At 63.3% G+C, this 24,094-nt stretch carries 22 protein-coding genes and 1 pseudogene; 19 read left to right on the plus strand and 4 right to left on the minus strand.

The annotated features are described in order from the left end of the window. Positions 1-8: 8 nt before the first annotated feature. Positions 9-494 carry an SRPBCC family protein gene (locus tag ACQ4WR_RS23750; protein ID WP_436490296.1) on the minus strand — a complete coding sequence of 162 codons (486 nt, stop codon included), beginning with the start codon at positions 492-494 and terminating at the stop codon, positions 9-11. 209 nt (positions 495-703) lie between these two features. Between ACQ4WR_RS23750 and ACQ4WR_RS23755 the strand changes: the two genes are divergently transcribed. Further along, a complete protein-coding gene (locus tag ACQ4WR_RS23755) occupies positions 704-2,764 on the plus strand; it encodes a UvrD-helicase domain-containing protein (protein ID WP_102296140.1) in 2,061 nt (686 codons plus the stop codon). A 7-nt stretch (positions 2,765-2,771) separates the two neighbouring features. On the opposite strand, the gene ACQ4WR_RS23760 is transcribed toward ACQ4WR_RS23755, so the two are convergent. Both ACQ4WR_RS23760 and ACQ4WR_RS23765 read right to left on the minus strand, forming a co-directional pair. Then, positions 2,772-3,128, minus strand: coding sequence for an addiction module antidote protein (locus ACQ4WR_RS23760; protein WP_102296142.1), 357 nt, complete (start codon positions 3,126-3,128; stop codon positions 2,772-2,774). Further along, positions 3,125-3,523 (minus strand): type II toxin-antitoxin system RelE/ParE family toxin, encoded by a 399-nt coding sequence (locus tag ACQ4WR_RS23765; RefSeq protein ID WP_219726846.1) that lies wholly within the window; start codon positions 3,521-3,523, stop codon positions 3,125-3,127. The genes ACQ4WR_RS23760 and ACQ4WR_RS23765 overlap by 4 nt, the downstream gene beginning before the upstream one ends. A gap of 155 nt (positions 3,524-3,678) precedes the next feature. Between ACQ4WR_RS23765 and ACQ4WR_RS23770 the strand changes: the two genes are divergently transcribed. Beyond that, positions 3,679-3,897 carry a SlyX family protein gene (locus tag ACQ4WR_RS23770; protein ID WP_070290273.1) on the plus strand — a complete coding sequence of 73 codons (219 nt, stop codon included), beginning with the start codon at positions 3,679-3,681 and terminating at the stop codon, positions 3,895-3,897. Positions 3,898-3,905: 8 nt separating this feature from the next. Here ACQ4WR_RS23770 and ACQ4WR_RS23775 read toward each other — a convergent pair whose 3' ends face one another. Further along, a complete protein-coding gene (locus tag ACQ4WR_RS23775; protein WP_436490299.1) occupies positions 3,906-4,412 on the minus strand; it encodes a DUF6404 family protein in 507 nt (168 codons plus the stop codon). A 129-nt stretch (positions 4,413-4,541) separates the two neighbouring features. On the opposite strand from ACQ4WR_RS23775, the gene ACQ4WR_RS23780 reads away from it, so the two are divergent. The 17 genes and pseudogenes from ACQ4WR_RS23780 to rbsD all read left to right on the plus strand — a co-directional run bounded on the left by ACQ4WR_RS23780 (position 4,542) and on the right by rbsD (position 24,068). Continuing rightward, a complete protein-coding gene (locus ACQ4WR_RS23780; protein WP_436490301.1) occupies positions 4,542-6,722 on the plus strand; it encodes a M3 family metallopeptidase in 2,181 nt (726 codons plus the stop codon). A gap of 239 nt (positions 6,723-6,961) precedes the next feature. Beyond that, on the plus strand, positions 6,962-9,106 hold the full coding sequence (locus ACQ4WR_RS23785; protein WP_102296146.1) for a M3 family metallopeptidase: 2,145 nt from the start codon (positions 6,962-6,964) through the stop codon (positions 9,104-9,106). 109 nt (positions 9,107-9,215) lie between these two features. Further along, on the plus strand, positions 9,216-9,428 hold the full coding sequence (locus tag ACQ4WR_RS23790; protein ID WP_436490303.1) for a VF530 family protein: 213 nt from the start codon (positions 9,216-9,218) through the stop codon (positions 9,426-9,428). Between the two features lie 11 nt (positions 9,429-9,439). Continuing rightward, a complete protein-coding gene (locus ACQ4WR_RS23795) occupies positions 9,440-9,721 on the plus strand; it encodes a DUF4404 family protein (protein WP_102296150.1) in 282 nt (93 codons plus the stop codon). A gap of 239 nt (positions 9,722-9,960) precedes the next feature. Further along, positions 9,961-12,222, plus strand: coding sequence for a YgiQ family radical SAM protein (locus tag ACQ4WR_RS23800; RefSeq protein WP_436490417.1), 2,262 nt, complete (start codon positions 9,961-9,963; stop codon positions 12,220-12,222). 291 nt (positions 12,223-12,513) lie between these two features. Beyond that, a pseudogene (locus ACQ4WR_RS23805) lies at positions 12,514-12,669 on the plus strand (double zinc ribbon domain-containing protein); the annotation flags it as partial. 285 nt (positions 12,670-12,954) lie between these two features. Next, entirely contained in the window at positions 12,955-13,719 is a 765-nt protein-coding gene (locus ACQ4WR_RS23810) for a hypothetical protein (protein WP_436490422.1), read from the plus strand. A 49-nt stretch (positions 13,720-13,768) separates the two neighbouring features. Continuing rightward, positions 13,769-14,500 carry a hypothetical protein gene (locus tag ACQ4WR_RS23815; RefSeq protein ID WP_436490305.1) on the plus strand — a complete coding sequence of 244 codons (732 nt, stop codon included), beginning with the start codon at positions 13,769-13,771 and terminating at the stop codon, positions 14,498-14,500. 66 nt (positions 14,501-14,566) lie between these two features. Further along, the gene (locus ACQ4WR_RS23820) at positions 14,567-15,721 is read left to right on the plus strand and encodes a hypothetical protein (protein WP_436490307.1); all 1,155 of its coding nucleotides are present in this window, start codon (positions 14,567-14,569) and stop codon (positions 15,719-15,721) included. Positions 15,722-15,729: 8 nt separating this feature from the next. After that, entirely contained in the window at positions 15,730-16,857 is a 1,128-nt protein-coding gene (locus ACQ4WR_RS23825) for a zinc-ribbon domain-containing protein (protein WP_436490309.1), read from the plus strand. A 160-nt stretch (positions 16,858-17,017) separates the two neighbouring features. Further along, a complete protein-coding gene (locus ACQ4WR_RS23830) occupies positions 17,018-17,899 on the plus strand; it encodes an EamA family transporter (protein WP_436490311.1) in 882 nt (293 codons plus the stop codon). 208 nt (positions 17,900-18,107) lie between these two features. After that, positions 18,108-19,067, plus strand: coding sequence for a sugar ABC transporter substrate-binding protein (locus ACQ4WR_RS23835; RefSeq protein ID WP_102298816.1), 960 nt, complete (start codon positions 18,108-18,110; stop codon positions 19,065-19,067). Positions 19,068-19,154: 87 nt separating this feature from the next. Further along, positions 19,155-20,708 (plus strand): sugar ABC transporter ATP-binding protein, encoded by a 1,554-nt coding sequence (locus ACQ4WR_RS23840; protein ID WP_436490313.1) that lies wholly within the window; start codon positions 19,155-19,157, stop codon positions 20,706-20,708. A gap of 18 nt (positions 20,709-20,726) precedes the next feature. Then, on the plus strand, positions 20,727-21,698 hold the full coding sequence (locus ACQ4WR_RS23845; RefSeq protein ID WP_436490315.1) for an ABC transporter permease: 972 nt from the start codon (positions 20,727-20,729) through the stop codon (positions 21,696-21,698). A gap of 9 nt (positions 21,699-21,707) precedes the next feature. After that, positions 21,708-22,763, plus strand: a complete 1,056-nt coding sequence (locus ACQ4WR_RS23850; protein WP_436490317.1) for a LacI family DNA-binding transcriptional regulator — start codon at positions 21,708-21,710, stop codon at positions 22,761-22,763. After that, positions 22,760-23,671, plus strand: coding sequence for a ribokinase (gene rbsK, locus ACQ4WR_RS23855; RefSeq protein ID WP_436490319.1), 912 nt, complete (start codon positions 22,760-22,762; stop codon positions 23,669-23,671). The genes ACQ4WR_RS23850 and rbsK overlap by 4 nt, the downstream gene beginning before the upstream one ends. A 4-nt stretch (positions 23,672-23,675) precedes the next feature. Beyond that, positions 23,676-24,068, plus strand: coding sequence for a D-ribose pyranase (gene rbsD, locus ACQ4WR_RS23860; protein ID WP_102298806.1), 393 nt, complete (start codon positions 23,676-23,678; stop codon positions 24,066-24,068). Positions 24,069-24,094: the final 26 nt, after the last annotated feature.

A 24,094-nucleotide genomic window follows, 5' to 3' on the forward strand; every position in this document is an offset into this window, starting at 1 on the left:
GCATGAGTTTAATTCAGCAAGCCCGCATCGAGCCGGCCTTCGAGCGCCAGTTCGCGCATGATGCGCACGGTGTCGATATCGGACTCCTTGTAGGCCGAGCGGCGGAAGTCGTCGTACATGACGTTGGCAGCATCGGTGGCCGCGTCGTGGCCGTCGTCGTACTGGAAGCGCACCCACAGACTCGCTTCGTCGGGCATTTCGATGGTCATCACCAGCGACGAGGCGCTGATATCTTCCTGCGCCGGCACTTCATAACGCACTTGCAGCTGCGGCACCAGCACCACCTTGTCGTTGATGACCAGCTCGCCATAGCGCAGGCTGCGGCAGAAGCCGGTATCGCTATGCTCGCTGATCTTGCACTCGTCCAGGTGCGGCACGAACAGTTTCGGCGATTCGGCGCGCAAGACAAGGCCGCGCCACACTTGTTCCAGGCTCAAGGTGTCGATCAGCGGGTTGAGCGGATCGTTAATTTCAATCAGGTGTTCAAATTTCATAGGACTGCCATTCGGTAAGGGAGTGCGCGTGCGCGATATAGGCGGAATGGTACTCCAGGCATGGCTGCGCCGCACGCATTGAATGCCCCAAGATGGCGGCATATGGCGATATATCAATGCCATTGCCTGTTTTTCAGGCAGGTGCCAAGGTGCAAAAGGCGGGCGCGACGCTGTTACAATGGACTGCTGTTCCCTCCGGAAATACCCTGATGTCCAAAGCGCCACAATTCGGTCTTAACGTTCCCCAAAGCGAAGCGGTTACCTACCTCGACGGCCCCTGCCTGGTGCTGGCGGGCGCCGGCTCGGGCAAGACGCGTGTGATCACGCAAAAGATTGCCCACCTGATCGAAGACCGGGGCTACGACCCGCGCACCATCGCCGCGCTGACCTTCACCAACAAGGCGGCGCTGGAGATGCAGGAGCGCATCGCCAAGCTGTTGAAACAACCGCGCCAGGCGAAACAGTTGACGGTGTCGACCTTCCACTCGCTGGGCGTGAAAATCCTGCGCCAGGAAGCCAATGGCGTGGGGCTGAAGGACCGCTTTTCCATCATGGACAGCGACGATTGTTTTTCGCTGGTGCAAGACCTGGCCATTACCACCGATAAACAGATTATCCGGGGCATCCAGAACGCCATGTCGCTGTGGAAAAATGGACTGATCGATCCGGACATGGCGCTGGCGCAAGCCAAGGATGAGGACGAGGCAAACGCGGCGCGCATCTACCGCAGCTATGTGGCGACCCTGTCCGCCTACCAGGCCGTCGATTTCGACGATCTGATCCGCCTGCCCGTGGAACTGTTCCGCAACAACGGCCCCGTGCGCGACAAGTGGCAGCGGCGCCTGCGCTATCTGCTGGTCGATGAATACCAGGACACGAATACCTGCCAGTACGAACTGGTGAAACTGATGGTGACGGGCATCGGCAAAAAGCCGATGTTTACGGCCGTGGGCGACGACGACCAGGCCATCTACGCCTGGCGCGGCGCCACCGTGGAAAACCTGAAGACGCTGGAGACGGATTTCCCCGATTTGAAGGTGATCAAGCTGGAGCAGAATTACCGCTCCACCATGCGCGTGCTGAACGCGGCCAATGCCGTCATCGGCAACAACCCGAAACTGTTTGAAAAGTCGCTGTGGTCCGAGCACGGCCTGGGCGAGCCGATCAAGGTGCTGGGCATGCAGACGGACGAGCAGGAGGCGGAACAGGTCGCCATCATGATCTCGGCCGACCATTTCGAGCGCAAGAACAAATTTTCCGATTACGCGATTCTGTACCGCGGCAACCACCAGGCGCGCATCATCGAGCAGTGTTTGCGCAAGGAACGCATTCCGTACACCATCTCGGGCGGCCAGAGTTTCTTCGACAAGGCCGAGATCAAGGACATCATCAGCTACCTGCGCCTGCTGGCGAATGAAGACGACGACCCGGCATTTATTCGTGCCGTGACGACGCCGCGCCGTGGCGTGGGCCAGTCGACTTTGGAAGTGCTGGGGGCGTTCTCGGGGCAGTGGCAGTGCTCGCTGTTCCAGGCCGTGTTCAAGGGCGGCATCGAGGCCAAGCTGACGGACCGCCAGCTGGGACCGCTGCGCGACTTCTGCAACTTCATCAATGACCTCGAATCGCGCGCCAGCCGGCCCGGCGCGGCCGGCAGCGGCGACAACGCGGCCGAAGTGCTGGACGACATGATGAAGGAAATCCACTACGAATCGTATCTGTACGATGCCTTCGAGGAACGCCAGGCGCAAAGCAAGTGGCAGAACGTGCTGGAATTCGTCAACTGGCTCAAGGAACGGGGCCGGGGCGGCAAGGACCGCGACGGCGAAGAAAAGAACGTGCTGGAACTGACGCAGATGGTGGCCCTGATGACCATGCTGGAAGGCAAGGACGAAGAGCAGGACGCCGTGCGCATGTCCACCCTACACGCGTCGAAAGGCCTGGAGTTCCCGCACGTGTTTCTGGTGGGCGTGGAAGAGGGGATCTTGCCGCACAAGGGCGACGCCGACGCGCCCGCCGAAACCATCGCCGCGCGCATCCAGGAAGAGCGCCGCCTGATGTACGTGGGCATTACGCGGGCCCAGCGCACCTTGCACGTCACGTGGTGCAAGAAGCGCAAGCGGGCCGGCGAGCAGGTGCATTGCGACCCGTCGCGCTTCATCAAGGAAATGCAGCTCGACGTGGGCGACGCCGTGCCGACGGAAGCGGAAGTGATATCGCCGAAAGAACGCCTGGCGCGCATGAAGGCCTTGCTGGCTGCGCCGAAAGGCTAAGCGGCGTTCAGGCTTCCACGCCGCCGTCCGGCGTGGCCTTCGGCACGATGGCCAGCTGCATGCCCAGCGCATCGAGCATCTTTAAAATAGTGTCAAAGCGCGGCTTGCTACCTGCGCGCAAGGCTTTATAGGCGCCTTCGCGCGTGATGTCGGCCCGTGCCGCCACCTTGCCCATGCCGTAGGCGCGCACCACGTCATTCATGGCCGATTGAAACAGTTCCGCGTTGCCGGTGGCGACGATTTCGCTCATGTAGGCGGCCACGGCTTCCTTGCTCGTCAGGTGTTGCGTCGGGTCAAATTTGCTCAGCCCTAATGCTTCCAGGTCGTCGAGGTCGAAGGTGTCGTGGGAGATATCCTGGCTCATTTTTTGCGTGCTCCTGTGGGTGGGCTGGCCGCCGCTTTCTGTTTCCGGATGGCCGCCTGCATGGCCTTCAATGTCTTGAGTATCGCCTGCGCCTGCTGGATGTCGCGCCGCTGGCTCGATTTATTGCCACCGAGCAGCAGCAAGATCAGGGTGCCCAGATTGGTTTCGTGAAAATACACGCGCCAGCCAGGCCCGGTCTGTAAAAAGCGCAGTTCGCACACGCCTTCGCCCACCGCGCGCCAGTCGCCCTTTTTGCCGTGCTGCAAGTGCTTGATACGCGCATCGATGGCGGCCGCCGCCACGTCGTGCAGGGAGTCTTCCCAGCGCCGGTATTCGGCCGTCTTGCGCGTGTCGATCAGCAGTGGCTCGGTTGGTGTTGGTGTTGGTTCAATCATTGTAATCGTTTGTTCTCATTCGTCAAGCGGTTTGACGCAGCCATATGGAGAGAATAGGCAGGAATCGGCGCCGCACCGGGAAGAATGCCGCTTGTTTGTCCTGGCGCACGCCGCCGCGGCGGTAGAATGCCCCCTTTCAGTCAGGAATGAGCACCATGGACAATGCAGAACAGATGGAAACACGTTTCGTCGATATCGAAATCAAGCTGGCGCAGCAGGAAGACCTGGTCGAGTCGCTGAACCAGATGGTGTACCAGCAGGGCAAGCGCATCGACCAGCTTGAAGCGATGCTGCACAAGCTGGGCGAACACGTGCGCGACGGGGCGCAGCAGGCCAATGGCGGGCTGGTCAACGAACGCCCGCCGCACTACTGAGACCGGAACTAGGCTGGCGACGCCTTTTGCTCGTCCAGGGCGGTCCATGCCGGCAACTGGTGCTTGCGCCGTTCGCGCGCATAGGAACTGGCCATGGCGATGCCAAACAGGCCACCGGCCACGCAGGCGCCGATCAGCGCCGCGAAGGGCGATAGCGGGGTGGCGGCATCGTTCCACAAGCCGAAAAAGATCCACATGAACAGGCCCCAGAAGGTGCCAAACCAGAACCCGGCACCGAGCGTGTTGCGCAGGAAGGACTGGAAATGCGGCGGCGGCACCTGCACACCGGCCTTCCACAACAGGCGCACCAGCGGTGGCGCATAGTGGCTACGGGCCATGCCCGTTCTGCTCAACAGTTCCAGCGCGCGTGCCTTACGTTGCTCAAAGCTCATAGTTTCTCCGTATATCGTTGCCGAATGGATACTATACGCCAGAAACGCAAGCGGACAGACAGGCATTTCCATGGCATGGACCTGGACTTGCCGCAGGGGAACGCATGCGCGATGATAGGGCATGAAAACCTTTCATGTACGGTTGTATCGCTACCATCGGTCATTGCGGGTGACGCAAGTGTTTCTGGCTGTTATTATTTCAGGCTGGCCCGCGACACAATCGCGGCTCTCTTGCGTTTCTTGAAAGAAGACATGACCCGTCCAACCCTGCTCGTCATCGCCGCCAGCCTGATGCTGGCACCAGCCGCCGCTTTTGCCGCTACCGCCACCACCGCGCCAGCCACCGCCGCTACCGCCAAGGCCACCGCTACCGCGGCGACGGCACTGCCCGCGTCGAACCCGTTTGCGCAGGCCAGCAGCCTGCCATTCAACTACCCGCCGTTCGACAAGGTCAAGGACGCCGATTACGCGCCCGCCTTTACGGCAGGCATGGCCGCCCACCTGGCCGAAATCAACGCCATCGCCAACAATCCGAAAGCGGCCACGTTCGACAACACCATCGTGGCCATGGAACGCTCGGGCCAGCTGCTGAGCCGCGTGCGCACCGTGTTTTCGGTGATGTCGGGTTCGAACACGAATGAGACGATCCAGGGCCTGGAACGCGAGCTGGCGCCAAAAATGGCCGCCCACAGCGACGCGATCATGCTCAACGACAAGCTGTTCAAGCGCATCGACACCCTGTACGCCAAACGCGACAAGCTGGGTCTGGATGCGGAGTCGAAACGCTTGCTGGAACGCTACAACACCGATTTCGTGCGCGCTGGCGCCAAGCTGTCGGCCGCCGACAAGGAAAAGCTGCGCGCCTACAACGGCCAGCTGGCAGCCCTGTCGACCAAGTTCGCACAGAACGTGCTGAAGGAATTGAACGCCTCGGCCGTCGTCGTCGATACGCGCGAAGAGCTGGACGGCCTGTCGCCGGCCGCCATCGAAGTGGCTGCCGGCCTGGCCAAGAAGCGCGGCCTGGACGGCAAATACGTGATCGCCCTCGTCAACACGACGGGCCAGGCGCCATTGTCGCTGTTGACCAACCGCGCCTTGCGCGAACGCATCATGGCCGCCTCGCAAGCGCGCGGCAGCCGTGGCGGCGAGTTCGACAATACTCAGGAAGTGCTGGAACTGGCGAAACTGCGCGCCGAACGTGCCGCACTGATGGGCTACCCGAACTACGCGGCGTATTCGCTGGAAGATCAGACGGCGCAAAACACCACCGCCGTGAACGCCTTGCTGGGCGAATTGGCCAAGCCGGCCGTCGTCAATGCGCGCCGTGAAGCGGACGATATCCAGAAGGTCATCGATGCGCAAAAAGGCGGTTTCAAAGTGGGCGCCGCCGACTGGGCCTTCTATAGCGACAAAGTGCGCGCCGAACGCTACAACTTTGACGAAACGCAATTGAAACCGTACTTTGAAATGAACAGCGTGCTGACCAAGGGCGTGTTCTTTGCCGCTGGCAAGTTGTACGGCTTGACCTTCAAGCAGCGTACCGACTTGCCGGTGTACACAGCCGACATGCTGGTGTACGACGTCTTCAATGAAGACGGCACGCAGCTGGCCATCTTCACCCTGGACCCTTACGCGCGCAGCAACAAGCGCGGCGGCGCCTGGGCGAATGCCTACGTGGGCCAGTCGGGCTTGCTGAACCGCAAGCCGGTCATCGCGAATAACCTGAACATTCCCAAGCCGGAAGCGGGCCAGCCGACCCTGATGACGTTTGACGAAGTCAACACCATGTTCCACGAATTCGGCCATGCGCTGCACGGCATGTTCTCGAACGTGAAATACCCGCGCTTCGCCGGCACCAGCGTGCCGCGCGACTTCGTCGAATACCCGTCGCAAGTCAATGAAATGTGGGCGCTGTGGCCGGAAGTGCTGCAAAACTACGCCAAGCACTACCAGACGGGCGCGGCCATCCCTGCTGAACTGCTGGCGAAAGTGACGGCGGCCGATAATTTCAACCAGGGCTACAAGACCACGGAATACCTGGCGTCGGCCCTGCTGGACCAGCGCTGGCACCAGCTGACCCCGGCACAGATCCCGACCGACGTGCTGGCCTTTGAAAAGGCCGCGCTGGCCGATGCGGGCGTCGATTTCGCGCCGGCGCCGCCGCGCTACCGCACCACGTATTTCTCGCACGCATTCGCGGGCGGCTACTCGGCCGGCTACTACGCCTACCTGTGGTCGGAAAAGCTGGACGCCGACACGGTCGAGTGGTTCAAGGAAAACGGCGGCCTGACGCGCAAGAACGGCGACTGGTTCCGCACTAAACTGCTGTCGCGCGGCGGCAGCGCCGATGCGCTGGACATCTACCGCAGCTTCCGCGGCCGCGATGCGAAGATCGAGCCGCTGCTGGAACGTCGTGGCCTGAACGGCAAATAAGCCGGCAAGTAAATCGTGCTCTTCCCGGCGACCATGCCGGGTGGATGAAAATGGCCGCCAAGCATTTGGCGGCCATTTTTATTTGGCGAATCGCCACGTCAACCGTGGTAAACCGCGCATTTGGCGTGCTGCGCCACAGGATCGCCCATGCTGGATGACGCTTGTGTGACAGGCTGCTATGATCTGCAACTGGCCCGCGATGCGATCGCGGTTCTTCTCCGTGCTTCCAGAAAGATGTCATGATCCGTCCACAACTGCTCGTCATCGCCGCCAGCATCATGCTGGCCCACGCCGCTCCTTCCGCCCTGGCTGCCGCCGCCGCACCTGCCGCTGCCGTCAGCGCCCAGAATCCCCTGCTGAAAGCCAGCCCGCTGCCGTTCCAGATGCCGCAATTTGGCCTGATCAAGGATGAGCACTATGCGCCGGCCTTTGCCGAGGGCATGAAGCGCCAGCTGGCCGAAGTCAATGCGATCGCCAATAACCGCCAGGCGCCCACGTTTGAAAACACCATCGTGGCCCTCGAGCGTACGGGGCAGTTGCTGCACCGCGTGCAAAGCATCTTCAGCAACATGACCTCGACCAACACCAACAGCGTGCTGGAAGCGGTGGAAGTGGACGTGTCGCCGAAACTGGCCGCGCATGGCGACGCCATCACCCTGAACCCGAAATTGTTTACCCGCATCGACACCCTGTACGCCAAGCGCGACAAACTGGGCCTCGATGCCGAATCCTTGCGCTTGCTGGAACGCTATCACACGGATTTCGTGCGCGCCGGCGCCAAACTGTCCGACGCGGATAAAGACAAGCTGAAGGCCTACAACGCCGAGCAGGCGGGCCTGGAAACGGCCTTCGCGCAAAACGTGCTGAAGGAAACCAATGCCAAGAGCATCGTTGTCGACACGCGCGCCGAACTGGCCGGCATGACGGACAGCGATATCGATACGGCCGCCGCGGCCGCCAAGGAACGCGGCTTGAACGGCAAGTTCGTCATCGCCCTGGTCAACACCAGCGGCCAGCCGCCGCTGGCCGTACTGACGGACCGCAAGACGCGCCAGCGCCTGATGGATGCCTCCTTGAACCGCGGCAGCCAGGGCGGCGAGTTCGACAACCGCGCCATCGTGCTGAAGCTGGCGAAACTGCGCGCCGAACGGGCTACCCTGCTCGGCTACGCCAACTACGCCGCGTATTCGCTGGAAGACCAGACGGCCAAGACCACCACGGCCGTCAACACCCTGCTGTCGGAATTGGCGAAGCCGGCCGTGGCCAACGCGCGCCGCGAAGCGGCCGACCTGCAGCAAATCGTCGATGCGGAAAAGGGCGGCTTCCAGGTGGCGGCCGCCGACTGGGCCATCTACACGGACAAGCTGCGCAAGCAGCGTTTCAATTTCGATGAAAACGAGCTGAAGCCGTACCTGGAATTGAATAGCGTGCTGAACAACGGCGTCTTCTTTGCCGCCAACAAACTGTATGGCATCAGCTTCAAGGAGCGTAAAGATCTGCCGGTGTACAACCCGGACGTGCGCGTGTACGACGTGACGGACGCCAATGGCAAGCCGCTGGCCCTGTTCATCGCCGACTTCTATGCGCGCGGCAACAAGCACGGCGGCGCGTGGATGAATGAATACGTGTCGCAGTCGTCGCTGATGGGCACGCATCCGGTGATCGCCAACCAGCTGAATATTCCGAAGCCGCCCGCAGGCCAGCCGACCCTGCTGACCTTCGATGAGGTGACGACCATGTTCCACGAATTTGGCCATGCGCTGCACGGCATGTTCTCGAACGTGAAATACCCGCGCTTTGCCGGTACCAGCGTGCCAAGCGACTTCGTCGAGTATCCGTCGCAAGTCAATGAAATGTGGGCCATCTGGCCGGAAGTGCTGCAAAACTACGCCAAGCACTATCAGAGCGGCGCGGCCATGCCGCAGGAACTGCTCGACAAGGTGACGGCGGCGAAGAAATTCAACCAGGGCTTCATGACCACGGAATACCTGTCGGCGGCCCTGCTGGACCAGCGCTGGCACCAGCTGGCGCCAAGCCAGATCCCGACCGACGTGCTGGCCTTTGAAGCGGCGTCCCTGAAGGATGCGGGCGTCGACTACGCGCCCGTGCCGCCGCGCTACCGCACGGCGTACTTCTCGCACAGCTTCTCGGGCGGCTACTCGGCGGCATACTATGCCTACCTGTGGTCGGAAAAGCTGGACGCGGAATCGGTCAACTGGTTCAAGGAAAACGGCGGCCTGACGCGCAAGAACGGCGACTGGTTCCGTACTAAACTGCTGTCGCGCGGCGGCAGCGTCGATGCGCTGCAGCTGTTCCGTGACTTCCGCGGCCGCGACGCCACCGTCGAACCGCTGCTGGAACGCCGTGGCTTGAACGCCAAGTAAGGCGTCCTCATCAGAAGCTTGCGTTGCGTTGACCTGGCGCACGCAAGCTTTACGCGCCGGCGGCGTAGAATTGAGTAAGATGTAAATAAGAAGGCAGTCGAAAGAGTATATGAGTCAGCAAGATTTGAATGGTATTACCCTGGAAGCAATCGTGACGCGTCTGCAAGCGCACTACGGCTGGGAAGGCCTGGCCAAGCACATCGACATCAATTGCTTCATCAGCGATCCCAGCGTCAAGTCGAGCCTGAAGTTTTTGCGCAAGACCCCGTGGGCCAGGAGCAAGGTGGAGCAATTGTTCCTGGACACGCAATTTACTGACTGACAGGAAGAAACATGGATAGCAAACTCAAGGAATCGTTACAACAGCTGCAATCGACCATCGCGTCCGGCGACCCTGTGGATGAGGAGCTGCATGGTTTGCTGCAAAAACTCGATGGCGACATCCAGCTGCTGCTGGAAAAGCGCGCCGCGCAAGAGCAGGAAGAAGCGGAATCGACCACCTACGGCCTGGCCGAGCGCAGCCAGGAATTGTCGGCCAAGTTTGCCGTCAAGCATCCGAAGCTGGAGCCGGCGCTGCGGGAGTTGGGTGAGATTTTGGCCAACATGGGTATCTGATCGGGTCAGTCGCTGCGCGATCGCAATGCGCCCCACTGGGGTGCATTGCCCCGGCGGGTCTGACCCCAAGTAATTGAAAAATAAACGTTTTTTGTACTGAAATCCAACAGTAAAAAGCAGGCCGTCAGGTTGGAAATGGCCAATTCCGGTACAATCCGTACCCTATGAGCTCCCCTACCAATTTATTTGCGACCGTTCCCAAGCGGTCTGCCCGCGCTGCCGTTGCGCCTTTCCTGCCGATGTCGCGTGCCGAGATGGACGTCCTGGGCTGGGACCAGTGCGACGTCATCCTCGTCACGGGCGACGCCTACATCGACCATCCGAGTTTCGGCATGGCCCTGGTGGGCCGCCTGCTTGAAGCGCAGGGCTACCGCGTCGGCATCATCAGCCAGCCGGACTGGCTGTCGGCCGAGGCCTTCCGCATCCTCGGCAAGCCGCGGCTGTACTACGGCATTACTGCCGGCAACATGGATTCCATGGTCAACCAGTACACGGCGGACCGCAAGATCCGCTCCGACGATGCCTACACGGCCAACGCGGAACCGAACAAACGCCCGGACCGCGCCGTCACCGTGTACGCCCAGCGCGCGCGCGAAGCGTATCCCGACGTGCCCATCGTCATCGGCAGCATCGAAGCGTCCTTGCGCCGCATCGCCCATTACGATTACTGGTCGGACAAGGTCCGCCGTTCCGTCCTGCCCGATTCCAAGGCTGATTTGTTGATTTTCGGCAATGCCGAGCGGGCGCTGGTCGACCTGACGCACCGCCTGGCCGCCGGCGAATCGATCAAGGATATCCGCGACTTGCGCGGCACGGCCTTCATGGTGCCGTCCGGCTGGCTGCCGGGCGACGACTGGGGCGTGCACAATTCCACCCGCGTCGACGTGCCCGGCAAGATCGATCCGCACTACAGCCCGTACGAGATGGTGCAGGAAGACAAGACCGCCTGCGCCACGGAAAATGCGTCGAAATCGGCCGAAGTCATCAAGCCGATCCGCATCATGAGCCGCGAAGAGCGCCTGGCCATGGCCAAGGAAAAGCACGACAAGACGGTGGTGCGCCTGCCCGCCTACGACGTCGTCAAGGATGACCCCGTCATGTATGCGCACGCCTCGCGCGTGTTCCATCTGGAATCGAATCCCGGCAATGCGCGCGCCATGGTGCAGGCGCACGGCGAACGCGACGTGTGGCTCAATCCGCCGCCGCTGCCGCTGGCCATGGACGAGATGGATGGCGTGTACGACATGAATTACGCGCGCGCCCCGCATCCGAGCTATGGCAAGGCGCATATCCCCGCCTGGGAAATGATCCGCTTTTCCGTCAACATCATGCGCGGCTGCTTTGGCGGCTGCACCTTCTGCTCGATTACCGAGCATGAGGGCCGCATTATCCAGAGCCGTTCGGAACCGTCGATCCTGCGCGAAATCGAGCATATCCGCGATAAAACCAAAGGCTTTACGGGTACCATTTCAGATATGGGTGGCCCGACGGCGAATATGTATCGCCTGGCCTGCAAGGAAAAAGAGATCGAAGTCTCGTGCCGCCGCCTGTCCTGCGTGTACCCGTCCATCTGCGTCAACCTGGGCACCGACCACAGCAAGCTCATTTCCCTGTACCGCAAGGCGCGCGCCATTCCCGGCATCAAGAAGGTCCTGATCAGCTCGGGCTTGCGCTACGACCTGGCCGTGCGTTCGCCCGAGTATGTGAAGGAACTGGTGACGCACCACGTGGGCGGCTTGCTGAAAATCGCGCCCGAGCACACGGAAGAGGGCACCTTGTCGAAGATGATGAAGCCCGGCATCGGTGCTTACGACGAGTTCAAGGAAATGTTCGACCGTTTCTCGCTGGAAGCAGGCAAGAAGCAGTATCTGATTCCCTACTTCATCGCCGCCCATCCGGGTACGACGGACCTGGACATGCTGAACCTGGCCCTGTGGCTGAAGAAAAACAATTTCAAATTGGACCAGGTGCAAACCTTCATGCCCACGCCGATGGCCATGGCGACGACCATGTACCACACGCGCAGGAATCCTTTGCGCAAGGTGACCGCGGATTCGGAAGTGGTGGAAACGGCGCGCAGCGGCAAGATCCGCCGCACGCACAAAGCTTTCCTGCGCTACCAGGACCCGGCCAACTGGCCGATCCTGCGCGAAGCGCTGGTGAACATGGGCCGTGGCGACTTGATCGGCAATGGCGACAAGCACTTGATTCCTGCCTGGACCTCGTCCGAATCGGGCGGCCTGGCAGCTGGCGAACGCAGCCGCCAGACGCATGGCGCCGGCACGCCGGACAAGTTCAAGGTCACGCCCGGCAAGAACCGTATCGCCCTGGGTGGTACGGCCGCCGCGCCGAAAGCCACGGCGGTCGAGTCGAAAGTGCGTCCGTCGATCCTGTCGACCATCAAGACGAAAGCCAAGCCCGCCGCCGCGCCGCTGGGCCGTGGCGGCAAGCCGCCGGCCAAGGGCGGCCATGGCGCGCCGGCGCGGGGCGGACGCAAGTAAGCGTTCTGCGCCGTTCCCGGCCCCAGGGCATCCCCATCAAAAACCCGGCAACGCCAACTGCGTTGCCGGGTTTTTTTATTTCTTTGCACCAATATAGGGCGCAAATCGCGGAGGGCGACGGGATTTTTACCAATATTTAAAAATTGAATAGAGCAAAAGGCAATTTTCCCTTGTGGCAACTTGGTGTTTGAAAATATACTTCTTGGATATTTAGCCGTACGGCAACAATGCTGCCATTCTGGCAATCGCCAGCGTACCCGGCTCCCAGCGTTTAGATGAGAGAGATGCCAATTGAAATGCCTATCCTGCCAGGCCGAGAATAAGCCGGGCGCCAAATTCTGTTCCTCCTGCGGTACGACGTTTGCTGCCGCCCCTGCCGCTCCGCCATCGGCACCCGGCAAATCCTGTGGCCAGTGCGGCCACGATTGCAAGCCGGATGCCAAGTTCTGCCCCAAGTGCGCCTTCAGTTTTGCCGCCGCGCCAACGCTCCCGGCGCTCGCCGCTGCGCCAGTAGCGCCGCCGCTGCCAGAGCCGGTGGTGGCGCCAGTGGCGGCACCGCTTGCCGAGGTGCTGCCGGATCCCGCGCTTGCGCCGGTGAGCGTGGCAGCGGCAGAGCCTGTGCCCGAGCCAGCAGCTGAGCCATTGCCTGAGCCAGCAGCTGAGCCATTGCCTGAGCCAGCATCTGAGCCAACGCCTGAGTTAAGTCTTGAGCTAACGCCTGAGCCAATACCCGTGCCGGCGATTGAAGCTGCTCCTGCAGCGGCACCTGTCCCGGCAGCCGCGCCCCCCAGCCTGAGCAAGCCGACACCGCCGCCGCCCGTCCTGGAAAAGCGTGTTGCCGATCCACGGCCCGCACCTGCGCCCGCCCCTGCCGCGCCAGCAGCAGAGTCCGCCCCAGCCAAGGTGGCCGATGTACCGTCCGGCAGCCAGCCAGCCGGCAAGAACAAGGTGATCATCGCCGCCGTCGCTGCCGTGGTGGTGCTGGCTGCGGCCGGCGGCTTCTATTACATGTCCGGCACGCCAGCCGCGCCCGTGCCGCCGCAGGAAGCCGTCGTCACCGCACCGGCAACGCCGGTCGAAGCGGCACCGGCAGCCGACGCGCCGCTGGCCATCAGCGATCCGCTGCTCGATGGCGCCAAGGCGGCCGAGCCTGCCGTCACGCCAGCCGAGCCGGCACCGGCGCCCGTGCCGGCCGCCGCGCCCGCCCCTGAACCTGCGCCAGCGCCAGTCGCGCCACCGGTGGTGGAAAAACCCGCCAAGCCCGTCAAGGCCGTGCCGCCTGCCGCGCCCGTCAACAAGTCTGCCGGGCTGGAAAGCGTGATCACGGACAGCCTGTCGGAAGCGAGCCATTGCATGAGCCAGCGCAAATACGACTGCGCCATTGCCAACGCGAATGCCGTGCTGCGCATGGACACGGGCAACCGTCATGCGCTCGACATCAAGCGCAAGGCGAAAGAAGCGCAGGACAAGGCGCTGTCGCAAATCCAGATCGAGTAAGCGGCGCTGCTTGCTTCCCATTCCTATTGTGTTCCTTCCGGAGAATAACGTGAAAAACTTGAAAAAATTGGCTACTCCCATGGTGGCGATGCTGGTCGTGTCATCGATGCTGGCCGGCTGCGCCACGCAAGGCACCCCTGGCGCCACCGGCACCAACGGCAACACCACGGCAGGCGCGGACGCGGCCAGCGGTGAATGCAATACGGCCATGCTGGCCGGCATCGGCGCCGTTGTCGGCGGCTTGCTGGGCGGCGGCAACAACACCGTGCGCGGCGCGGCCCTGGGCGCCAGCCTGGGCGCGCTTGCCTGCGTGGCCCTGAATTACCAGAGCCAGCAAGTCAAGACGGCGCAGCAGGTGCAAACCGACTACAAAGTGGCCAACAAGGGCAAGCTGCCCGAGCAGTCGACCCTGGTGAAATACGAGACGGGCTTCACGCCGGCGTCCGTGCGTCCGGGCCAGAAGGCGCAGACCAATTCGTATATCGAAGTGGCAGCCGGCACGCGCGATCCGAACCCGCTGGTGGAAGAGGAACTGAGCCTGTTCAAGCCCAATGGCGACCTGATCAAGACCGTGCGCAAGGTGGTCAGCAGCAACAACGGCAGCGGTGCCTACAAGGGCGGCTTCTCGATTCCCATGCCGGAAGGCGTACCGCAGGGTATTTATCCCGTGCGCACGGCCCTGTACCTGAACAACAAGCGCGTCGGCGGCCAGGACGTCAAGCTGCAAATCGTCCAGCGCGCAGCGCCTGCGGCCGAGCTGCAGCTGGCCCGCGCCTACTGACATTGATTGCCACGGGGCGGCCATGCCGGTCGTCCCGTTCCCCGATTTACCCCATCCAGGCTAGACATGACCATTTCCACTGAAGCACAAAAACCTCTTCCCTTTTCCTCCGCCGTAGGATCGCTGATCGAAGCGACCGACGCCATCAAGAACTTCCGCGCCATCGCGCTGCTGGCCCTGACCTTCATAGGCGCCGTACTCGTCGGAGGCGTGCTGACGATGCTCGCCGGCAGCATGAGCAGCGTGCTGCTGGCCTTCCTGGGCGGCCTGATGGCCTTCCTCGTGATGTTCTACGGCTCCAACGCCGTGGGCATCCTGCTGATGCGTGATGTGCAAGGCCAGCCTGGCATGAGCCTGGCCGATGCCGTGCTCGTTTCGCTGTACACGAGCCACCGCCTGATCGCGGTCGTCTTCCTGGAATTCCTCATCGTGCTGGCGGCCATGATCGCCATCGCCATTATCTTGTTCGTCTGCAAGATCCCCGTGCTCGGCCCCGTGCTGTACACGCTGGTCTTCCCGCTGTCGGCCATCGTGCTGGGCGTGCTGGTGTTTGCGCTGTTCTACGTGATGCTGCCGCTGGCCGGCCCTGCCGCCTGGTCCGGTGCCAGCGTGTTCCAGATCATTGCCCGCCTGAACCAGATCGTGCGCACCAAGCTGGTGTCCGTGATCCTGCTGGAAGTGCTGCTGTTCCTGATCACCACGTTCGTGGCGCTGCTGATCTTTGGCGTACTGGGCACGGGCGTGTCGCTGACCAGCGGCATGTCGGCTGGCATCCTCAGCATGGGTGAAATGAATATGTATGCGCTGGCCTCGGGCCTGGGCCGTGGCGGTTCCGGTTCCGGCTACATCATCGCTGCCGGCCTGGGCGGCGGCCTGCTGATGGCGGCCGCGGCCGTCGTGCCTGGCCTGATTTTCACCAAGGGCGTGTGCATCATTTACCTGGACGCCACGCGCAACGTCGATTTCAGCGCTTCCGAAGCGAGCCTGAACGACGGCCTGGCCACGGTCAAGAAAAAAGCCGAGGAAGCGCGTGAACGCGCGCGCGCCCTGGCCGAACAGGCTGCGGCATCGGCCACTGCGCCGGCAGCGGCACCAGCCGCACCAGCCGCACCGTCCGCACCAGCCGCCGCGCCTGCGGACAGCCTGCACTGCCCAAGCTGCAAGGCCCCGGTCGCGTCCGACGACGCGTTCTGCGGCGAATGCGCGCATAAGCTCAAGTAAGGCGAATCATGGCGCAATTCTGTAAAAAGTGCGGCACCGCCCACACGCCCGACGCGCGCTTTTGCGATGAGTGCGGCAACGCCGTGAACGCCGCAGCGGCGCCAGCACCAGCGCCTGCGCCGGCACCGGCACCGGCACCGGCGCAGGTACCGATGCAAGCGCCGGCGCTGTCCGGCGTGAAGCGGCACCACGTTATCCTCGCCGGCGGCGTGCTGGCGGTGGTCATCGTGGCTGGCGGCGCCCTGGCGTGGCTGCTGGCGCCGGAAGCGGCGTCGGCCAGCAGTTTTGGCCGCGCCATCGACGCCCACCTGGCGGCGGACGAGGCGGCGCGCGACAAGTTGATCTGCCTCACCAACTTGCCCTACCAGAAGGAAGAAATCCGCGTGGCTTCGTACGATACATCGACCCGGCAGTGGCTCGATGCGCTGGTGCGTAGCGGCCTGTACACAGGCCCCGTCGAGCAGAGCAGCGGTGGCTGGATTGCGCAGTCGCAATTTGTCTACGCGCTGGCCGCCCCCGGCAAGGCGGCCTTGCGCGGCGACAAGCTGTGCCTGGCCAAGGGCGTGAAAGTGTCCAAGGTCAGCGGCTACGAGCAGGTACGCGAAATCGGCGGTCAGCCGGTGGCGATGGCGACAGCCACGCTGGTGTTGACGGACGAGGCGGCGTGGCTGGCCAAATCGGCGGACCGCGCAGTGATCCTGCAACGCTTGCCGCAAAGCGACCTGGAAGTGCGGTTGCCGCTGGCGCTGGTCGACAAGCAATGGCAAGTCACCGACCGTGCGCAGCTGAACCAGGCGGCCATGGCCATGGCGGGCGCCATGGGCAATGCGTCCGGCGCGCAGGGACCGGGCATGCTGGACAAGCTGAAAGGCCTGTTCAGCTTTGGCGGCCACCCGCTGGTGGGCAAATGGAAGAGCGCGACGGGCGAAGTGCTGGAATTTACCAAGGACACCATGATTGACGAGCATGGCAACGCAAGTCAGGCCACCTTTGCCTCCGAGGGCAATGTGGTGACGGTCGTCTCGGAAGAGCGTGGCGGCGTGGCCATGCAGATTAGCCTGAGCAATAGCAACAATACTGCCACGCTCTTGCTCGGCGGCATGCCGATCGCGGTGCTGCAGCGCGTGCGGGACTAAACAGCTCTCCCGGTGCGGCAGCTTGCCGCCGTGCGCAGTCCCGAGCCCGGCCATGCCGGGCTTTTTTACGTCCGCCCGCCACGGCGCGCCAGTCAATTTATCTTGACATCAAGATAGTTTGCGGCCACACTGGATTTTTATCTTGATGTCGAGATAGTTTATGCCTGCTTTCTCTGTTCGCCCCGCCTGGGGCGATATCCTGCTCACGGCGCTGGCCCCCTTGATCTGGGGTTCCACGTATATCGTCACGTCCGAACTGCTGCCGCCGGACCGGCCGTTCACGGCGGCCCTGATCCGCGTGCTGCCGGCCGGACTGCTGTTGCTGCTCCTCATGCGGCGCCTGCCCGCGCGGCGCGACTGGTGCCGCGTGCTGATCTTGTCGGCGTTAAATATCGGCGTATTCCAGGCGCTGCTGTTCGTGGCCGCCTACCGCTTGCCGGGCGGCCTGGCGGCCGTGGTGGGCGCCATCCAGCCGCTGCTGGTGATGGGGCTGGCCTGGGGCGTGGAAGGGCGCCGTCCGGCGCGCCTGGCACTGGCGGCGAGCGTGCTGGGCGTGGCCGGCATGGGCGTGTTGCTGTTGTCGCCGCGCACGGTGTGGGAACCGGTCGGCATCGCCGCCGCGCTGGGCGGCACGGCCTGCATGGCAGCCGGCACCTACTTGACGCGGCGCTGGAAGCCGGACTTGCCCGTGCTGGCGCTGACGGGCTGGCAATTGCTGCTGGGCGGCCTGATGCTGGCGCCCGTGGCCTGGCTGGCCGATGCGCCGCTGCCGGTCTTATCCGTGCAGCAAGTGCTGGCCTATGCCTATCTGTGCCTGGCCGGCGCCCTGCTGGCGTACGCCTTGTGGTTTCGCGGCATTGCCCGCCTGTCGCCCGTGGCCGTCTCCTCGCTGGGACTGCTCAGTCCCCTGATGGCCGTGGTGCTGGGCTGGGCCTTGCTGGGCCAGGCCATGACGGGCTGGTCGATGCTGGGCCTGCTGCTGGTGCTGGCCAGCGTGCTGGCCGTGCAATGGAGCAGTGGCCGTCCTGCAACAAACGCTTGATTTGCGGCCAATTCTCCCCGGCAGGCTGATCGCATCAGCTTGCCCATTTCCCTCTGGGCGCCGTGTTTTTGCTGCACCGCAGCTACAGTTTTGCTTGCACTGTTATAGGGCATTGAGGCACTATTCGCTTCGCGCAAACGTTTGCGCGCAACGTATTTCCTAAAAAGCATGGCGTACACGTGCTTGCCCAACAACTCTGGAGACTGTCATGACATCCCGTATTCGCCTGAAAATGATTGCCGCCGCTGTCCTGGTGTGCGCCTTGCCCGCCGTGCCGGCGATGGCGCAAACGCCAGCAAAGCCGAAGGTCGCACTGGTGATGAAGTCGCTCGCCAATGAATTCTTCCTGACCATGGAAAATGGCGCCAAGGCGCATCAGAAGGCAAATGCCGCCAAGTACGACCTGCTGTCGAACGGCATCAAGGATGAAACGGATACGTCGAGCCAGATCAAGCTGGTCGAGCAAATGATCGTCTCGCGCGTCAACGCGCTGGTGATCGCGCCGGCCGACTCGAAAGCGCTGGTGCCGGTGCTGAAGAAAGCCATCGACGCGGGCATCATCGTCGTCAATATCGATAACAAGCTCGACGAAGGCGCCCTGAAAGAGAAGGGCATCAGCGTGCCGTTCGTCGGTCCGGACAACCGCAAGGGCGCCAAGGTGGTGGGCGACTACCTGGCCAAGCAGATCAAGAAGGGCGACCCCGTCGGCATCATCGAAGGAGTCTCGACCACCTATAACGCGCAGCAGCGCACCCTGGGTTTCCAGGACGCCATGGGCGCAGCTGGTGCGAAAGTCGTCAGCGTGCAGTCGGGCCAGTGGGAAATCGCCCCGGCCAACACGGTGGCTGCCGCCATGCTGAACGCCAACCCGAACATCAAGGCTTTGCTGTGCGGTAACGACAACATGGCCATCGGTGCCATTTCCGCCATCAAGGCGGCCGGCAAGACGGGCAAAGTGCTGGTCGTCGGCTACGACAACATCAACGCCATCAAGCCGATGCTGGCCGATGGCCGCGTGCTGGCTACCGCCGACCAGTTCGGTTCGCAGCAAGCCGTGTTCGGCATCGACACCGTGCTCAAAGCCCTGGCGCAGAAAAAGAAACAAGCCGATCTGGGTGGCGTCATCGAAACCAAGGTCGAACTGGTCACCAAGGGCGCCCAGTCCTGATCGCCTGATCGTCTGATCCCGCCGGGGCCAGCGCCATAGCAGCATTGCTGGCGCCGGCCCCGCCGTCTTTTTCTGCGGAGTTTTATCATGCCTACCGACATCCCCCCGGCGCCATCAGCCGCCCCCCCTCTATTGACCCTGGATAACATCGGCAAGTCCTATGTCGGCCCCGTGCTGGGCGGCGTGGGCTTGCGCTTCGCTGCTGGCCAGGTGCTGGCGCTGACGGGCGAAAACGGTGCGGGCAAGAGCACCTTGTCGAAGATCATCTGCGGCCTGGAGCAAGCCACGACGGGCAGCATGCTGCTCGACGGCAAGCCGTACCAGCCCGCTTCGCGCGGTGCCGCCGAGGCGCTGGGCATCCGCATGGTGATGCAGGAACTCAATCTGATTCCCACCCTGTCGATCGCGGAAAACCTGTACCTGAAAAATCTGCCGCAGCGTTTCGGTTTCATCGACCGTACGCGCCTCGAACGCGACGCGCGCGAGCAGATGGAAAAAGTCGGCCTGGGCGGCCTCGACCCGTGGACCCTGGTGGGCGAACTGGGCATTGGCCACCAGCAAATGATCGAGATCGCGCGCAACCTGATCGGTGCCTGCCGCCTGCTGGTGCTTGACGAACCGACGGCCATGCTGACGCACCGCGAAGTGGAACTGCTGTTCCTGCAAATCGAGCGCCTGAAAGCCGAAGGCGTGTGCATCATCTATATTTCCCACCGCCTGGAAGAACTCAAGCGCGTGGCCGACCGCATCGCCGTGCTGCGCGACGGCCAGCTGGTGTGCGACGACGCCATCGCCGGCCACTCGGCCGCCGACCTGGTCAGCCTGATGGTGGGCCGCTCGGCCGACGACGCCGTGGACCTGAGCGGGCGCACGCTGGGCGCGCCGCTGCTGCGCGTGCGCGGCCTGGCGCGCGGCACGGTGGTCAACCCCACCTCGTTCGACTTGCGTGCCGGCGAAATCCTCGGCATCGCCGGCCTGATCGGCTCGGGCCGCACGGAACTGCTGCGCCTGATCTTCGGCGCCGACCGCGCCGATGCGGGCGAGGTGTTCCTCGGTGACAGCGCCACGCCTGCCGCCTTGCACTCGCCGCAGGCGGCCGTCAAAGCCGGCATCGCCATGATCACGGAAGACCGCAAGGGCCAAGGCTTGCTGTTGCGCCAGTCCATCGCCGTCAACACGACGCTGGCCTCGCTCGACACCGTCAGTGGCGCCGGCTGGCTGAACGACGCGGCCGAAGCGACGGTGGCCGATGACTATATTCAACGCCTGGGCATCCGCTCGCGCAACAGCGCGCAAACGGTGGCCGAGCTGTCCGGCGGCAACCAGCAAAAGGTGGTGATCGCCCGCTGGCTGTACCGCGACTGCCCCGTGATGCTGTTCGACGAGCCCACGCGCGGCATCGATATCGGTGCCAAGTTTGATATTTATCAGGTGCTGGCCGAACAGGCGCGGCAGGGCAAGGGTCTGGTCATTGTATCGAGCGACTTGCGCGAACTGATGCTGATCTGCGACCGCATCGCCGTCATGAGCGCCGGCAGCATCGTCGAGACCTTCGAGCGCGGCGCCTGGAGCCAGGACGCGCTGCTGTCGGCCGCCTTCTCCGGCTATTTGACTCCCACTTCCACTCCAGCTGCGGCCTGATCCGCCGGAAAGATTCCCATGACCACCCATTCCTCTCCTTCGTATCTGCAGCGCAGCCTGGCCGACCTGAAAAACTATGCGGGCCTGATTGGCGCCCTGCTGGCCATGTGCGTGCTGTTCTCGTTTGCCAGCGAAAACTTCTTTACCCTGGCGACCTTGAGTACCCTGTCGAACAACATCCCGACCCTGGTCGTGATGGCCGTCGGCATGACGTTTGTCTTGATCATCGGCGGCATCGATCTGTCGGTCGGCTCCGTGATGGCGCTGGCCGCTTCCGTGCTGTCGCTCGCTGTCGTGCACTGGGGCTGGCCCGTGTGGAGCGCGGCCATGCTGGGCATGGCGGTGGCGGCCGCCTGCGGCGCGACGACGGGTTTGATTTCCGTCGGCTGGCGCATACCCTCGTTCATCGTCTCGCTGGGCGTGCTGGAAATGGCGCGCGGCATGGCCTATCAAGTGACGAACTCGCGCACGGAATATATCGGCAGCGCCGTCGAGGGCATCAGCTCGCCCATCGCCTTCGGCCTGTCGCCTGCCTTCATCGCCTCGATCGCCATCGTTGTCATCGGCCACCTGGTGCTCACGCGCACGGTGCTGGGCCGCCACTGGATCGGCATCGGCACGAATGAAGAAGCCGTGCGCTTGTCCGGCATCAACACAAAACCGTCGAAGGTGCTGGTCTTTGCGCTGATGGGCTTTCTGGCCGGCGTCGGTGCGCTGTTCCAGGTGTCGCGCCTGGAAGCGGCCGACCCGAACGGCGGCGTGGGCATGGAATTGCAGGTGATCGCCGCCGTGGTGATCGGCGGCACGAGCCTGATGGGCGGCCGTGGTTCCGTCATCAGCACCTTTATCGGCGTGTTGATCATTTCCGTGCTGGAAGCGGGCCTGGCGCAGGTGGGTGTGTCGGAACCCGTGAAACGCATCGTCACGGGCCTGGTGATCGTCGCCGCCGTGGTGCTCGACACCTATCGCCGCTGCGGCGAGCGTTCATAATACCGGCCCATGGCAACCATCAAGCAAGTGGCGCAGGCGGCGGGGGTGTCGTTTACCACCGTCTCGCACGTCCTCAACAACACGCGCCCCGTCAGCGACGAGGCGCGCCGCGCCGTGCTGGCGGCCGTGGAACAATTGCATTACGTACCCAGCGCGCTGGCGCGTTCCTTGCGCAGCCGCAGCACGCGCACCATTGGCCTGATCATCCCCAACAATACGAATCCGTATTTTTCGGAAGTGGCGCGCGGTATCGAAGACAGCTGCTACGCGGCCGGCTACAGCGTCATTTTGTGCAATTCCGATGACGACCCCGTCAAGCAGCGCGAGTATTTGAATGTGCTGCTGACCAAGCGCTGCGACGGCTTGATTCTGTCCGCACTGGCCGACAGCGATGGCGAATTGCTGCGTAAAATGAAAGTGCCGGCCGTGCTGCTCGACCGCGCACCCTGCGACCTGGCCATCGACGCGGTGGCCGTCGACAACCGTGCCGGCGGCGCCCTGGCCGCGCGCCATCTGCTGGGCCTGGGACGCCGGCGCCTGGCCTGCATCGCCGGTCCCCGTGAAGTGCGTATTTCCAACGAGCGCATAGCCGGCGCGCGCGATGCCATGGCGGACGCGGGCGTGACCCTGGCCGACGCCCTGTGCCGCCATGCCGACTTTACCAGCGCGGGCGGCTATGCGGCCGCGCTCGACCTGCTGGCGCTGCCAACAGCCCAGCGTCCGGACGCCCTGTTCTGCTGCAATGACCTGATGGCCTTTGGCGCCCTGCGCGCCGCCGCCGAGCGCGGCATTGCCGTGCCGGGCGAGCTGGCTGTCGTCGGCTTCGATGACATCGACCTGGCCAGCTTCGTGCACCCGGCCTTGACCAGCGTGGCGCAAAATACGCGCGAGCTGGGCCACATCACGGCGGCCTGCCTGCTGGCCCGCATCGCCGACCCCGCCTTGCCGCGCCAGCAGCGCAGCATCGCCCCCGAATTGCACGTGCGCGGCTCCAGTGCCGCAGCCGTACCTTCTGCTGTACCTACTTCTTCTCCTGCAACTGAACTGATGGGAATGACATCATGATCGTGGTTATCGGCAGCATCAATATGGACCTGGTCCTGCGCGTGCCGCGCATGCCCCTGCCCGGCGAAACCCTGACGGGCGGCGCGTTTAGAACTATTCCTGGTGGCAAGGGCGCCAATCAGGCCGTCGCTTGCGCGCGCATGAGCGGCAAGGCCGAGGCCGGCGGCCAGCGAGTGGCCATGGTCGCTTGCGTGGGCGACGACGCGTTTGGCGCGACGTTGCGCTCCGCGCTGGTGGGCGACGGCATCATCGACAGCCACATCACGACCTTGCCGGGCGTGGCTTCCGGCATCGCCTCGATCCTGGTCGACGACAACGGGCAGAACAGCATCGTCATCGCCGGCGGCGCCAACGATTTATTGAGCCCCGCCCACATCGACGCGGCGCAAGGCTTAATTGAGCAGGCCGACATCGTCGTGCTGCAGCTGGAAACGCCGATGGACACCGTCGTGCACGCCATCAAACTGGCCCGCTCGCTGGGCAAGACTGTGGTGCTGAACCCGGCCCCGGCCGCCAGCTTGCCCGACGGCGTGCTGGAACTGGTCGACTACCTGATCCCGAATGAAATCGAAGCGGCCATGCTGGCCGGCGTGGCGCCCGACAGCACGGATATCGCGGCCCTGGCCGCCGCGCTGCAAAAGCAGGGCAGCGACAACGTCATCATCACCTTGGGTTCCAAGGGCGTGCACGCGGCCCTGTATGGCGGCGACACCACTTTCCCGGCCGAAGCGGTGAAAGCCGTCGACACGACGGCCGCCGGCGACACCTTCATCGGCGGCTTTGTCGCCGGCCTGGCGTCCGGCATGGACGAGGCCGAAGCGATAGCCCAGGGCCAGCGCGCGGCCGCCTGGAGCGTGACCAAGCCCGGCGCGCAAACGTCGATTCCTTTCCTGCACGAGCTGTTTTAAGACCATGAAAAAAACTCCGCTGCTCAATATTGCACTGTCGCACATGATCGCCTCGCTGGGCCATGGCGACATGCTCGTCATCGGCGATGCCGGCCTGCCATCGCAGCCGGGCGTGCCCCTGATCGACCTGGCGCTGACGCGCGGCGTGCCCGGCTTCATCGAGACCGTGCAAACGGTAATGAGCGAAATGCAGGTTGAGTACCACCTGCTGGCCAGTGAATTGCCGCAACACAACCCGGCCATGGCGGCGCAAGTGGCGGCCCTGGCCTTGCCCGATGCGCGCCAGGTCACGCATGAAGAGTTCAAGCAATTGAGCAAGGGCGCGCGCGCCATCGTGCGCACGGGCGAGTGCAGCCCGTATGCGAATGTCATTCTGGTGGCCGGCGTGGTGTTTTAACGCAAACAAGCGCCAGACTGTTTGCC

The sequence above is a fragment of the Janthinobacterium amylolyticum genome (assembly GCF_051380655.1).
In the GTDB taxonomy this organism is placed as follows: domain Bacteria; phylum Pseudomonadota; class Gammaproteobacteria; order Burkholderiales; family Burkholderiaceae_D; genus Janthinobacterium.